Annotated in this window: 13 protein-coding genes, 1 tRNA gene, 2 pseudogenes and 1 riboswitch; of the genes and pseudogenes, 2 read left to right on the top strand and 14 right to left on the bottom strand. The window is 63.1% G+C overall.

All coding sequences use genetic code 11. The annotated features are described in order from the left end of the window. The 5 genes and pseudogenes from U4Z31_RS36460 to U4Z31_RS36440 form a co-directional block, all read right to left on the bottom strand. Window positions 1–407 (bottom strand): annotated as a pseudogene (locus U4Z31_RS36460) (hypothetical protein); the annotation flags it as partial. 1,406 nt (window positions 408–1,813) lie between these two features. Further along, window positions 1,814–2,302 carry a GNAT family N-acetyltransferase gene (locus tag U4Z31_RS36455; protein ID WP_321812943.1) on the bottom strand — a complete coding sequence of 163 codons (489 nt, stop codon included), beginning with the start codon at window positions 2,300–2,302 and terminating at the stop codon, window positions 1,814–1,816. Further along, on the bottom strand, window positions 2,299–2,568 hold the full coding sequence (locus U4Z31_RS36450; protein WP_321812942.1) for a DUF1778 domain-containing protein: 270 nt from the start codon (window positions 2,566–2,568) through the stop codon (window positions 2,299–2,301). Before U4Z31_RS36450 ends, U4Z31_RS36455 begins: the two co-directional genes overlap by 4 nt. 369 nt (window positions 2,569–2,937) lie before the next feature. Continuing rightward, window positions 2,938–3,402: a hypothetical protein gene (locus U4Z31_RS36445; protein ID WP_124487925.1), complete on the bottom strand. Its 465-nt coding sequence runs from the start codon at window positions 3,400–3,402 to the stop codon at window positions 2,938–2,940. Between the two features lie 50 nt (window positions 3,403–3,452). Continuing rightward, a complete protein-coding gene (locus U4Z31_RS36440) occupies window positions 3,453–3,866 on the bottom strand; it encodes a hypothetical protein (RefSeq protein WP_124487924.1) in 414 nt (137 codons plus the stop codon). A 137-nt stretch (window positions 3,867–4,003) separates the two neighbouring features. Between U4Z31_RS36440 and U4Z31_RS36435 the strand changes: the two genes are divergently transcribed. Then, entirely contained in the window at window positions 4,004–4,312 is a 309-nt protein-coding gene (locus U4Z31_RS36435) for a helix-turn-helix domain-containing protein (RefSeq protein ID WP_057926184.1), read from the top strand. Window positions 4,313–5,014: 702 nt separating this feature from the next. On the opposite strand, the gene U4Z31_RS36430 is transcribed toward U4Z31_RS36435, so the two are convergent. From U4Z31_RS36430 to U4Z31_RS36390, 9 genes are all read right to left on the bottom strand, one after another. Beyond that, window positions 5,015–5,091, bottom strand: a tRNA-Lys gene (locus tag U4Z31_RS36430). A gap of 109 nt (window positions 5,092–5,200) precedes the next feature. Further along, window positions 5,201–5,950, bottom strand: a complete 750-nt coding sequence (gene ybgF, locus U4Z31_RS36425) for a tol-pal system protein YbgF (protein ID WP_124487923.1) — start codon at window positions 5,948–5,950, stop codon at window positions 5,201–5,203. 19 nt (window positions 5,951–5,969) lie between these two features. After that, entirely contained in the window at window positions 5,970–6,479 is a 510-nt protein-coding gene (gene pal / locus U4Z31_RS36420) for a peptidoglycan-associated lipoprotein Pal (RefSeq protein ID WP_044844089.1), read from the bottom strand. A gap of 17 nt (window positions 6,480–6,496) precedes the next feature. Further along, complete coding sequence (gene tolB, locus U4Z31_RS36415) at window positions 6,497–7,792, bottom strand: Tol-Pal system beta propeller repeat protein TolB (protein ID WP_044844090.1); 1,296 nt, start codon at window positions 7,790–7,792, stop codon at window positions 6,497–6,499. Between the two features lie 109 nt (window positions 7,793–7,901). Further along, the gene (gene tolA, locus U4Z31_RS36410; protein WP_321812941.1) at window positions 7,902–8,969 is read right to left on the bottom strand and encodes a cell envelope integrity protein TolA; all 1,068 of its coding nucleotides are present in this window, start codon (window positions 8,967–8,969) and stop codon (window positions 7,902–7,904) included. After that, the gene (gene tolR, locus U4Z31_RS36405) at window positions 8,966–9,415 is read right to left on the bottom strand and encodes a protein TolR (protein WP_124487921.1); all 450 of its coding nucleotides are present in this window, start codon (window positions 9,413–9,415) and stop codon (window positions 8,966–8,968) included. Before tolR ends, tolA begins: the two co-directional genes overlap by 4 nt. 10 nt (window positions 9,416–9,425) lie before the next feature. Beyond that, window positions 9,426–10,103, bottom strand: a complete 678-nt coding sequence (gene tolQ / locus U4Z31_RS36400) for a protein TolQ (RefSeq protein WP_010091489.1) — start codon at window positions 10,101–10,103, stop codon at window positions 9,426–9,428. Between the two features lie 144 nt (window positions 10,104–10,247). Beyond that, window positions 10,248–10,736, bottom strand: coding sequence for a tol-pal system-associated acyl-CoA thioesterase (gene ybgC, locus U4Z31_RS36395; RefSeq protein ID WP_044844093.1), 489 nt, complete (start codon window positions 10,734–10,736; stop codon window positions 10,248–10,250). Window positions 10,737–10,844: 108 nt separating this feature from the next. After that, window positions 10,845–11,591: an SDR family NAD(P)-dependent oxidoreductase gene (locus tag U4Z31_RS36390; protein WP_124551582.1), complete on the bottom strand. Its 747-nt coding sequence runs from the start codon at window positions 11,589–11,591 to the stop codon at window positions 10,845–10,847. A gap of 180 nt (window positions 11,592–11,771) precedes the next feature. After that, a riboswitch (ZMP/ZTP riboswitch) is annotated at window positions 11,772–11,872 on the top strand. Window positions 11,873–12,009: 137 nt separating this feature from the next. Here U4Z31_RS36390 and glyA point away from each other — a divergent pair. Then, window positions 12,010–12,255, top strand: a pseudogene (gene glyA, locus U4Z31_RS36385) (serine hydroxymethyltransferase); the annotation flags it as partial.

The raw sequence follows: 12,255 nt of genomic DNA, 5'->3' as shown, positions 1-12,255 counted from the left end.
GGAGGCATCGACAGCAGCACATTGAGGGTCTCTCTATGCTTGCTTTCTTGGGGAATGCCCCAGCCGCCCAAGTGCCATTGTTCGAGGAGGTCGTTCAACTCGGCCTTTCCGGTGATCGCATGCCCGTCCTGATCTTCCAACTCGACATCACCGTTACGCGAGATGTACCGCAAGTGACGACGGACTACGGCCATCCCCTGCGCGCCTCCGCCCTTGTTGCTAATCTTGACCATCACCTCCGGGGCATGCCCAAGCGTTGCAACCAGCTTCTCACGCAAATGCAGGGCGTGTCGGTGCATTGTCCAATGCGATAGGTGCTGAGCGCGGGCGTGCCGAAGCGGTTCGTGAAACAGTCGATCTCCCCAGTTGACCAGCAGTGCATCGACGTAGGTTTTGGGAAAGGCCATGTCAGCGGCTCCATCGATCCAGGTTGCTCCGCACGAGCTTCGCCGCGGCGCGTAGGTGCGCGTCAATTGCTGCGCGAGTGTCCTCCCAAGCGGGTCCCTGCCGGGAGGGACTCGTGTCTGAACTCCTGATGAGCTCACCGAGTAGCTTACGGATTACCGCAAGTTGTTGATTTGACTCTGCGAGAAGTGTCAACTCTCGGTTCCCAAGCTGCGGTTCACCGGTGAGATGCGCCCGAATCAACGCGACGATCCACCGGTTGGCCGTGAAACCGTTAACATAGGCCGCGGCTCTGACGCATTCGTGCTCAGTGCGAGTGAGCCCAATCCCGATGCGTATGCAGGGCCCATCTCGAGGGGGGAACGATGGTCGCGTGTCTGGTCGGTCGGCTGCCCGATCGATGGCCTTCGCCGCGAACTGCCGCAAACCCTCGCTGGGCGTGACGCCGCGTTGTGCGCACCACGCCTCCCATTCGGCTTTGAGCGTCCCAAGTTCGACGCTGAGTCTCGCCCGGGGCGCGTTCACGGTTCACCTGCCACGGGTTGGGCATCTGTAGTGGGGCGGGCGCACGTGTGGCTGCCTGCTCGGGGGCGCGGAAGTGTGTTTGAACGGGCAGAGGGGATTGCATCGGGAGTGCCTTCGAATAGGCCTCTCGTGAATCGCGGCATGAAGCCAGAACCGATCGGCGATGCAATATCAATCGGGCGGCGCATGGCTTCTTGTTGACTGAGCCGAATTTCGTCGAATTTCGGCTCCGCCGTGTGCATAATAAGACGCTCGAGCCACACCGGGCGGGGTGAGACGCGCTCATGGTCATCTGATTGGCCACCATTCCACATCCGGCGAAGATTTCCTTGCCGTGGCCAGGCGTCAACCTTCACTCGGCACTGCCGACCATTGAGCGGTTGCGTGATGATTGGGAGCAATTTCATTGTGGCATTCCTCATCGAGAGCATCCCAAGCGCCGGCACCGTGCACGCAGGAATGCAGTCGGTTGTGCATACCGAGTATCTGCGATCTATGGCGAGGGTCGTAAAAAGTGTGCAGGTGCAGGCTCGTCACGAACTGCGATGGGCGTTCGCGACCTGTTAAACCGAGGTGACGGCGTGGGCACGCACGCGCTCGGTTGCGCATGCACGTTGACCGGACCGGATTGGCTTGAATCTAGGTCGATTTTTCAGCGGAAACAAGAGGGCGTGCCGAGGTATCGCAGGGTGCACGCATCCGTGTAGTTCTCGGTCAATCCGCTGAGTGCTGAAAAAAATTTCGGCCGACGACACCGGGCTATGGCGGTTCGCCAGCCGGTTTCCGCGCTGGCTGGTATGGTGGCGTCTCCGTGACCGGTGTTCTACGTGAGGCGCGCGCTCGATATTCCGATACGGGCATTCGCCCAACGTGGTCGCATGCCTTACTTCACGGTGGCCAAAGGCAAAAACAACGCCAATGGGTCATTCGCCAGTTGCTCGAAGCCGAAATGCCGATAGAACTTGGCGGCGGCCTCGTTCTTTGCGTCGACCGTGAGCGCTACTGCGGCGATTTCTGATCGCGCGGCACGCCGTAGCGCATTCACGAGCAGCGCCGCGCCGAATCCCCTGCCTCGGTAAGTCTGATCAACGGCCAACCGCCCCATGCGCACCGCTGGAATCGCCGGATACCGCGGCAGCTTGCGTGCCAGGTCGTGCGGTAAGTCTGCAAGGGTGATACTGGCGGCAGACAGCGTGTAGTAGCCGACAACGATGTTGCCGTCGAGCATGACGAAACAGGCAGCAATCCTTCGGCGAACGTCCTGCGTGACTTGCTCTCGCAAATAGCGGTCTAGCGCTGGCGTTCCACAAACGAACTGAGATCGGTCATGAATCGGTCCCAGGGCAGCGACAACAAGTGTTGAGCGGCTCATTCGTCACGCAGGAGTTGCTCGTGGTGTTCGAGCGCACGCTTTAACGCGTCGACGGGCTCTGGCGGCGACAGAATTGCTTGAGCGAAACGTTCGGAGTCCGCCACCGACAGCCGGATAATTTCGGCGTCGGCGATTGCACGTTGCGCCGCTTCGCGAGCCGCAGACACGACGAAGTCCGACATGGTGCGCCCTTGAATTTCGGCGGCGCGCCGGATCACTGCATGCACGTCTGCCTCAATGCGGGCTTCAAATCGAGTAGTGGCCATGGTCGTTTACCTCCTGATGCCACTGTACGGAAAATTGCCGGTCAAGTCAATCCGTACGGAAATTTGCCGGTTCGGTCGTTCGTCCACATTGGGCGATCGGTGCTCACGGCGGGCTCGGCGCGTATATGCTGACAGATCAGGGGGCTGGCCATGGCCTCGCGGCACGATTCGTTTCAAGAAGGGGCCGCGCGCAGGGCGCGACCGCCATCTCACCGGGATTGGCGGCGCCATATGCCCGGGGATGGCTTCGCTCTCAGGTAGGTCGGTGTGGTCGGCATAAGGGAGGGCGTGGCACGGTGCGGCTTCTGAGACGCTTTTGCTGCGCCACACGAATAGACTACGTAGAGCCTTGACCCGCGAGCACACGCATTAGCCAAGCCTTCGATCGTCGTCGGTCTCCACCGCGACGCACAGAAGTGGGTGGCCGCGCAAGGGAGCGTCAGGAGGCTCGAGCCGCAGCAGAAAGTCGAAATACCGTTCCGTGAGTTTGGCGAGTTGTTCTTGCACCGCGCCGAGCCGGATCAGGCATTGAGCGTCCCAGTTCATACCGACGACGAGTTCGCTCGTCTCGCATTTCCACTCGCTCAGCAGAATCGCGGCGGCTCGTGCGTTCTCCTCGGCGAACCGTTCGACGCGCTGCTCGATGTAGCGCACGTCGTCGCGCATCAATTCGCCCGAGATGCGCAGTGAGACGGTATGCGCCACCTTGTCGTGCTTCAAGTGCACCGTCGCTATGCCGCTCAGATGCCGAGACACTCGATCAAGCTGCTCATCTTCCAAGTCGTCATGGACAGATAGCGCACCCGACAGGACGTAGCGTGCTGGCTCTTCCATCGTCTTCTCCGTTGCTTCGGTTATCCTAGGTCACGGGTTGTTGCGGTCTGTCAGCGTTCTCTCGCGCGTGAAGCGGTGGAGGGCCGAAACTTTTCCAGAATCCGGGCCTGGCGTTGCAGGAAGGCCTCCAGCTGCAGGTGCTCGTCGGCGAGTTCTTCAAGCAGTTCGACGTATTGGGCAAGGCCGATGGGAATAAACGATGATTCACCGTGTCGCACACGGCGGAAGATGGCGCCGGCACGCGCCCATTTCTGGGACAATTCCTCCAGCGCCTCCTCGACGGACCGGGCTTCATCGTCATTGAGTACGCCGCGAATGCGAATCATGAGCGAATGAGTGACGGCGTCAGTCGCGAAATAGACGTCAGCAGGGTTCGCGATACTCTCGGCGAATCGCTGGGCGTGTTGGTGGCGAAAGTTGTCGAGAACGGACAGCGCGCCGCAGATTTCGTATGTGAATGACATGTAACCTCCGCATCGAGGAGTCGCGATCAGCGGGGTATGCTGCTTTTCCTCGCAGTGGCGCGACAGGCTAGCAATCGGATGTTTCTGAATCTGAGTTTAGGACTTATTGATATTTTTTCAAGGGAAAATCATATCAAATGAATGGGTTTGAGGCGCGCCTGAAAAGGGAGCGATTGCGTTTAGGGCTGAATCAGACCGAGTTGGCAGATCTTGGTGGGGTCCAGCAGCACGCGCAGTACCAGTACGAAAAGGGCTTGCGTCGGCCGAACTCCGATTACCTGAGCGCAATCGCCGGTGCAGGTGTGGACGTCTGCTATGTCCTTACCGGAGTAGAGGGGGCTCGCCTCGAGAACCCCGATGAGCAACGCGTTGTTTCTGGATTTCGCGCTCTCGACGCACGCAAGCGCGAGGCGCTTTTGGCGCTCATTGATGCGTTTACCGAGTAGTCCGAGCGGTCGCTTGCGGGTTAGCGCGATTTTTTGGAGTGGCAGGGCGCTTCAGGCATTGCATGTCTCAGTTACCGCAGCACAGCGCTGTTCGGCGGATGCTCGAAGCAGTTTCTCCATTGGCTCGCACATCACGTCTGCACTACGCTCGTCAATGGGAGGTCCAGCGAGGCGTGGTGCCAGACGGCTTCCGGAAGTCTTCGAGCGTCCGAGCTCAGATAACAACAAAGCTACTCACCACGCTTCCTTCGCCTAGCTCTGTTTTGTAGATCGGCTCAGTTTGCCGGGCCTCGCGCCGTGAAATGAGCGAGACGCCGGCGGCGTTGCGTTGCGGCACATGGTGCATCAATGGTGTGTGGACCGTTGGCGAATCAGCGGGTCTTGAATGGTGGGAAGCTTTTCGCATCGACTCCCTTCCGATCGGATTCCACCTTGGCGCGAATCCAATCGTAGACCTCCATGCAACCGATCCTCGGTGTCGACAGGCGAGAATCGGGATCGCACGCGGTCTCGATGATCGGATATGGTGCAAGCTGTCGCTGCGATAGCGCTCCAGCACATGATTGGCGAGCAGCATAGTGTCACGGGCGCGCACGCGTAACGGGGCATTGCGGGCAGGGAGGCGGCGCCGTGCCCGCGCAAAAGCAACAGACGCAAAAAAGCCTCCACTCGGGAGGCTTTTATTGCACTATCAAAGATAGTTGGTAGGGTGGGAGGGACTCGAACCCTCGACTCTCTGATTAAAAGTCAGATACTCTAACCAACTGAGTTACCACCCCACGTTCTTGAAACCGGTTGGTCCGTTGCGCTGACAACTTGCTCAACGACCCAAAGAGCAAAAGATTATATCGGCGAATTGAAGGGCTGTCAACAATTCGACACGGTAATTTATTTGATGCTCTCGATCTTGCCCTGCGCGGTCTGCGCAGCGTTCGATCCGGCGTACTGCGACACGACCTGCTCGAACGTCTTCTTCGCGGCCGCCTTCTGGCCTTGCTCGAGCTGGTTCGTCCCGATCGCGACGAGCGCGTCGGCCGCGCGCGGATGCTGCGGATACTTGCTCACGATCGCTTGCCACGTCGCGGTCGAGCCGCGGTAGTCGCGCAGCGCGTATTGCGCATTGCCGAGCCAGTACTGCGCGGTCGGCTGGTACGGGCTCTGCGGGTACTTCGCGATGAAGCTGCGGAACGAGGCCGCGGCCGCCTTGAAGTTGCCGTTGCGGAATTGCTGCTGCGCCGCGCTGAGCGCATCCGTTTCACCCGGCTGCACGGTGCCTTCGACACCATCGATCGTCGCCTGTTGCGGCTCGAACTTCTTGAGCCGCGTGTCGAGATCCTGGTAATACTCCTTCTGCTGCCGCTCGAGCGTCGTCAGCCGGTTCGTCAGATCCTCGTTCTCGCCGCGCAGCGTCGCGACCTGCTGGTTCAGCTGGTCGATACGGCCGGATTGATCGAGGATCGTACGCTGGGCGGCCGACAGCTGGCTGGACAGGTTGTCGCTCTTGCTGCGCAGATCGAGCACGGCGCGGCGCGCCTCGTTGTCGTCGAACATGCCGGCGTGCGCCGGCGCGGCCGACCACGCCGCGCCGACGACGCAGAACGCTGCGGCGATGCGCAGCCAGGATACACGGTGCGTCATACGGCAACTCTTCCGTTACTTACTGTTGGTAGACGAGGTCGGCGCGACGGTTCTGCGCCCACGATGCTTCGTCGTGACCCGCTGCTTGCGGCTTTTCCTTGCCGAGGCTCACGGCTTCCATCTGCGAGTCGTTCACGCCGAGCAGTGCCATCGCGCGGCGGACAGCTTCCGCACGCTTCTGGCCCAGCGCGAGGTTGTACTCGCTCGTGCCGCGCTCGTCGGTGTTGCCCTGGATCAGCACGTGACGCTGCGGATGGCTCTTCAGGTACTGAGCGTGTTGCTGCATCAGCGGCTGGTACTCGTCCTTCACCGAATAGCTGTCGAAGTCGAAGTAGATGCTGCGCTTTGCGAGCGGGCTGTTGGGATCGTTCAGCGGATCGACGTTCACTTGCGCGACGTTGTCGGCGCTCGGCTGCGTGCTCATCGCACCCGCGTTGGCCTTGTCGTCGAGCTTCACACCCGACTTGCACGCTGCGAGCGCGCTGATCATCATCACGGCCAGGGCCAGACGAGCTTTATTCGACATCATGGTTACTCTCCTTGTGGTCATTGCATGAAGGGCCCCCACGACGGCTCACGAACGGAGCCGCCCTGGACGGACAGGATTTGCGGCGGCGCGCTGCCGTCGGAGGGCACTGCTGCCAGCACGTTACGACCACCCGACTGGGTCGCGTAGAGAAGGTACTGGCCGTTTGCCGCGAAGCTCGGCGATTCGTCGCGATTGGTATTCGTGACGGCGTTCGCCGCCCCGGATTGCAGATCCTGAACGTACAGCTTGAACCCCCCACCCGTGCGGGAGATGTAGGCGAGCAGCTTGCCGTCCGGGCTGATGCGCGGGCTGGTGTTGTAGCTGCCGGTGAAGGTCACGCGTTGTGCCGCGCCGGCGCTTTCGCCTTGCGCCGGCATCCGGTAGATCTGCGGCGCGCCGCCGCGATCGCTCGTGAAATAGATCCAGCGGCCGTCCGGCGAGTAGAACGGCTCGGTATCGATCGAGCTGCTCTGCGTGAGCCGGTGCAGACCGCCACCGGTTGCATTGACCGTATAGATTTGCGTATTGCCCGTCAGCGACAGGGCGACGGCCAGCGTGTTGCTGTCCGGCGACCACGCCGGCGCGCTGTTGTTGCCCTTCTGGTCGGAGACGATGTAGCGGCGGCCGGTCGGCAGGTCATGGATGTAGACGATCGGCTTCTTGCGCTCGAACGACACGTACGCGACCTTCGTGCCGCTCGGCGACCACGACGGCGAGATGATCGGCTCGGTGCTCGACAGCGCGATGCGCGGGTTCTGGCCGTCCGAATCCGAGATCTGCAGCTGGTAGCGGTTACCCGTCTTGATCACGTACGACAGGCGCGTGGCGAACACGCCGCGCACGCCGAGCAGCTTCTGGTAGATGTAGTCGGCGATCTTGTGGCCGGCCGTGCGCAGCGTGGTGTCGGTGGCCGTCAGCGACAGGCCGCCGAGGCTTTGCTGCTTCACGGTGTCGTACAGGATGAAGTTCACCTTGTACTGGCCGTTCGCTTCGCGGTTCACGCTGCCGGCGACGAACGCATTCGCGCCCTTGGCCTTCCATGCGCCGAGATCGACCGATGCGGTCTCGGGCACGGGCGTGCTGCCCGCGTCGATGTTGGTGAATTTGCCGCTACGGGCGAGGTCGGAGCGGACGATCGACGTGACCTGCTGCGGCAGGCCTGCCTCGTTCGCGAAGTTCGCGGTGGCGATGGGGAACTGGGTCGAACCGACGCCGGTGATCAGCACGTTGACCTGCGCGTTAGCGGCGCCGCCGGCCGCAATCAGACACGAGGCCACGAGTGCCCTGAAACCTAGTTTCGTCATCAAACTCATGCTTCTTGCTTCCCATGTGACTTGGATCGCTGCGCAACCGCAGAGACAGTAAAAATACCCGATTCGTTCCCGTCCGGCAGCGACGCACGGAGTGTAAGCGCATTTGCGATCACTCCGCCGCCTTGAAGGTAATCGTAATGTCGGACGGGGTACGACCGTTAGAATCGGGCGGCAATGGGACCGACGACTGGATCGCATTGACCACGGCTTGATCCCACCCCGAATTTCCGCTCGAACGGCGGATCGAAACACTGAGCACGTCGCCCGACGGCGTGCAGCGGATCGCGACGACGGTCGTCAGACCCGCGCGCTCGCCGCCCCAGACGATGTTCGGCTTCACGCGGCGACGCACCTTGTCGGGATAGCCGGGCGATGCGGCATTGCCGCCGGAGCCCGTGCCGGTGCCGCTTTTCGCGAGGCCCTCGCCGCCACCTTCGCCGGCGCCGGACATGCCCTGCATCTGCGCGAGGCGCGCGTTGCGCTCACGGTCGAGCTTCGCCTTCGCTGCCGCGTCGGCCTTCGCGCGCGCCGTCGCTTCAGCCTTCGCCTTGGCCTGGGCTTCCGCCTTCGCCTTCGCGGCCGCGTCGGCCCTGGCCTTCGCTGCCTGCTGCGCTTCCAGCTGCGCCTGCTTCTGTTGCTGCTGTTTCTGCTGCTGGAGTTTCTGTTGTTCGAGCTTCTGCTGCTCCACGAGCTGTTGTTGCTTGAGCTTGTCCGCCTGCTTCTGCCGTTCGCGCTCGGCGGCCTTCTGCGCGGCGAGCGCGGCAGCCTGCTGGGCCGCGAGCTGCTCGCGCCGGGTTTCCTCTTGCTGGGCCTTCAGTTGCTGCGCGCGGCGCTGCTGCTCGAGCAGCGCTTCGCGCGCGGCCGCTTCCTGCTGTCGCTTCTTCTGCTGCAGCGCGATGTCCGCCTGCTCGTCCCGGACCGGGGGAGGGGGCGGTGCGAGCTTCGCGGGCGGCGCGGGCGTGGCGACGGGCCGCGGCGCGGGCACGTCGGGCACCTCGGTCCACAGCTCGGCCTCGGAGCCGGCCGGCGTGCTGTTCTGCCATTGCACGCCGTGATAGAGGAACAGCGCGAGCAGCACGTGCATCAGCGCGGCGAGCGCGAACGCGCGCCAGGTGCCGCGCTCGCGCGGGGGCTGAGACGGGTAGGCGTTGCCGCGCGTGGATTGCTGCCGGTTCATTGCGATTTGACGAGGAGGCCGACGCGCTTGACGCCGCGCGCCTTCAGGTCCGACATCACGGTCATGACCGCATCGTACTGCACGGTCTTGTCGGCCGCGATCACGACGGGCTGGTCGGGATGATCGGCCTGCCGGGCCGAGATGAAGCTGTCGAGCTCGGCCTTGGTCATCGTGTCTTCCTGCGTCGCGCCGGCGTCGCTCTTGTACTTGACGCTCATCGTGCGGTCGGCCTTGATGTTGACGACGACGGGGGGCGTCTGTTCCTGCGGTGCTGCGTTGCCGACGGTCGGCAGATTGATGATCGACGGGGCGACGAGCGGTGCCGTGACCATGAAGATCACGAGCAGCACCAGCATCACGTCGATGTACGGCACGACGTTGATGTCGGCCATCGCGCGGCGCGAGCGGCCGCCGCGCATGCTGGATCGAATGGGGCTTCCTGCCATGGCGTGCTCCTTACTGGGCCTGGCGCTGCAGGATGTTCGAGAACTCTTCGATGAAGGTCTCGAAGCGGATCGCGAGGCGGTCGATGTCGTGCGCGTAGCGGTTGTACGCGACCACCGCCGGAATCGCGGCGAACAGGCCGATCGCGGTGGCGACGAGCGCCTCGGCGATGCCCGGTGCGACGTTCGCGAGCGTCGCCTGCTGCACGTTCGCGAGGCCGCGGAACGAGTTCATGATCCCCCAGACGGTGCCGAACAGGCCGATGTACGGGCTGACCGAGCCGACCGACGCGAGGAACGCGAGGTTCGCTTCGAGTACGTCCATTTCGCGCTGGAACGACGCGCGCATCGCGCGGCGTGCCCCGTCGAGCACGAGGCCCGGGTCGCTGATGCGCTTTTCCTTCGCCTTCAGGAATTCACGCATCCCCGATTCGAAGATCCGCTCGAGCGCGCCGATCGTGTGACGGTTGTTGGCCGCGCTCTGATACAGCGCCTGCAGGTCGCCGCCCGACCAGAAATCCCTTTCGAAGCGTTCGGTCTGCGCGCGTGCGCGGCGGATCGCGAACCACTTGCGGAAGATGAAGGTCCACGACATCAGCGACAGCAGCAACAGCAGCCCCATCACGGCCTGGGCCAGCACGCTCGCGTTGAGGACGAGGGAAATGATCGACAGGTCTTGAGAAGTGTTCATAGAGGTTTGAGTAACGTCCCTTCGGGGGTGTCCGGCGAGGGCGCACGGTATGCGTGTGGCGCGGCGCGCCGGCCTGGCCTGGCGCCGAACCTTGCTTAGTATCGATTCAGGAAGGCAAGTTCATGGGCCTTGTCTAAACGGTGCTCATCCGAGCTTCGTTGACAGTACGGCAGTCTGCCCGGCGTCGATGACGGGCCCGCGTTGCAGCGCGTCGAGCACGACCGGCGGGATCGCCGCGGGCCGGATGCCGATCTGTTCGACGCAGCCGAGGCGGATGTGCCCGGCGACGAGCAGCGTGTCGCCACGCCATGCTTCCTGCGTGAATTCCACCGAGGCGCGGCCGATGCGTCCGGGCCGGCTCGTGATCGTCAGCGTGTCGTCGAGTCGCGCCGGAGCGCGGTAGTCGAGCGACGTGCTGCGGACGATGAAGATCGCGCCCGTGTCGTCGGCGAGCCGACGCTGATCGATGCCGCACGCGCGCAGCCATTCGGTGCGAGCGCGCTCGAAGAATTTCAGGTAGTTGGCATAGAAGACGATGCCGCCTGCGTCGGTGTCCTCGTAGTACACGCGTACCGGCCAGGTGAAGCCGGAGTGCGCGTCCGGGGAGCGGGTAGGCTGAGTCATGGCGCGCATTTTACCGGAAGGCCGAGGACGGATTCGTAACCGATTCGTAACGGAATGTAGTACGGCGTAGCATGCCGCGGGCCGGCCGGAGGCGGGCCCGCGGCTGCGCCCGCTGTGTCAGCCGCGATGGATCGCGAGGCCGGCCGGAGCCTGGGCGACCGGCATCATCTCGATCGTGTTGATGTTGACGTGCGCGGGGCGCGTCGCGATCCAGTAGATCGTGTCGGCGATGTCCTCGGCCGTGAGCGGCTGGACGTTCTGGTAGACGTTCGCCGCCTTCGCATCGTCGCCGCGGAAGCGGACGTTCGAGAATTCCGTGCCGCCGCAGAGGCCCGGCTCGATGTCGGTTACGCGCAACGGCGTGCCGATCAGGTCGGCGCGCAGGTTCAGGCTGAATTGTCTGACGAAAGCCTTGGTTGCGCCGTATACGTTCCCGCCCGGATACGGATAGGTGCCGGCCACCGAACCGAGGTTGAAGATATGGCCGCGGCCGCGCTCGATCATGCCGGGCAGCAACGCGTGCGTGACGGTCACGAGGCCCGAGCAGTTCGTATCGATCATGGTTTGCCACTCGTCGAGACTGGCCTTGTGGGCCGGCTCGACGCCGAGCGCGAGACCGGCGTTGTTGACGAGCACATCGAGCGCCGCGAATTCGGCGGGGAGGGCGGCCGGCACGGCTTCGACTGCGGCGCGGTCGCGCACGTCGAGCTCGAGCGGCAGCAGTGCCTCGCCGAGTTCGGCCGCGAGCGCATCGAGACGATCCTTGCGACGCGCGGTTGCGACGACGCGATGGCCGCCGTTGACGAAGGCTCGGGCGATTGCGGCGCCGAAGCCGGCGGACGCGCCTGTGACGAACACGATCATTGCTGCTCCTGGTCGGTAACAAAGTAGCGGATAGTATCCCGCAAGCCTACTGAGATTGCCGCACCGCGGCAAGGCGCCAAAGCGCGTCGGCACGGGTGCGTAAAGTCTGGCCCTTATTGTTTCGGGGCCGCTGCCGCGCGGTTGCCTATTCATGACGCATCCAATAAACTAACGCGCTCATCACCCCTGCGTGACTGGCGATAGAACCCTTCGGGTTCAAGGTGGAGCATCCCACCGTGGAGCGCGGGGCGCCGTTTTTGCCGTTCGCCTGGGCAGCCGTTGTGCGCCGTTGCGTGCATCGCCGGTGGCTGTCCCGTCTCGCGTCATACGGATTCTTCCGCCACGTCGAGCTGGTTCCGCCAGCAGCGCAATGTACTCGGCCGCCCCGGTCAACCTGTACACACTTAACGGAAACCGTATGTTTGACAGAGCCCAAAGCACCATCGCGAACGTCGACCCCGAACTCTTTGCAGCGATCGAGCAGGAAAACCGCCGCCAGGAAGATCACATCGAGCTGATCGCGTCGGAAAACTACACGAGCCCGGCCGTGATGGCCGCACAGGGCTCGCAGCTCACGAACAAGTACGCGGAAGGTTATCCGGGCAAGCGCTACTACGGCGGCTGTGAGTACGTCGACGTGGTCGAGCAGCTGGCGATCGACCGT

The organism is Burkholderia sp. BCC1985, from assembly GCF_905339915.1.
Lineage (GTDB): Bacteria > Pseudomonadota > Gammaproteobacteria > Burkholderiales > Burkholderiaceae > Burkholderia.
The sequence above is the reverse complement of the archived record's forward strand: the minus strand, read 5'-3'. Positions and strand labels throughout refer to the sequence as shown.

What these genes read in the sequence shown, in the direction of transcription:
- U4Z31_RS36445 (WP_124487925.1), bottom strand. Translation starts at nt 3,402, where the DNA reads ATGGAAGAGCCAGCACGCTACGTCCTGTCGGGTGCGCTATCTGTCCAT.
- pal (WP_044844089.1), bottom strand. Translation starts at nt 6,479, where the DNA reads ATGATGTCGAATAAAGCTCGTCTGGCCCTGGCCGTGATGATGATCAGC.
- tolA (WP_321812941.1), bottom strand. Translation starts at nt 8,969, where the DNA reads ATGAACCGGCAGCAATCCACGCGCGGCAACGCCTACCCGTCTCAGCCC.
- U4Z31_RS36450 (WP_321812942.1), bottom strand. Translation starts at nt 2,568, where the DNA reads ATGGCCACTACTCGATTTGAAGCCCGCATTGAGGCAGACGTGCATGCA.
- tolR (WP_124487921.1), bottom strand. Translation starts at nt 9,415, where the DNA reads ATGGCAGGAAGCCCCATTCGATCCAGCATGCGCGGCGGCCGCTCGCGC.
- U4Z31_RS36440 (WP_124487924.1), bottom strand. Translation starts at nt 3,866, where the DNA reads ATGTCATTCACATACGAAATCTGCGGCGCGCTGTCCGTTCTCGACAAC.
- U4Z31_RS36455 (WP_321812943.1), bottom strand. Translation starts at nt 2,302, where the DNA reads ATGAGCCGCTCAACACTTGTTGTCGCTGCCCTGGGACCGATTCATGAC.
- U4Z31_RS36390 (WP_124551582.1), bottom strand. Translation starts at nt 11,591, where the DNA reads ATGATCGTGTTCGTCACAGGCGCGTCCGCCGGCTTCGGCGCCGCAATC.
- tolQ (WP_010091489.1), bottom strand. Translation starts at nt 10,103, where the DNA reads ATGAACACTTCTCAAGACCTGTCGATCATTTCCCTCGTCCTCAACGCG.
- U4Z31_RS36435 (WP_057926184.1), top strand. Translation starts at nt 4,004, where the DNA reads ATGAATGGGTTTGAGGCGCGCCTGAAAAGGGAGCGATTGCGTTTAGGG.
- tolB (WP_044844090.1), bottom strand. Translation starts at nt 7,792, where the DNA reads ATGAGTTTGATGACGAAACTAGGTTTCAGGGCACTCGTGGCCTCGTGT.
- ybgC (WP_044844093.1), bottom strand. Translation starts at nt 10,736, where the DNA reads ATGCGCGCCATGACTCAGCCTACCCGCTCCCCGGACGCGCACTCCGGC.
- ybgF (WP_124487923.1), bottom strand. Translation starts at nt 5,950, where the DNA reads ATGACGCACCGTGTATCCTGGCTGCGCATCGCCGCAGCGTTCTGCGTC.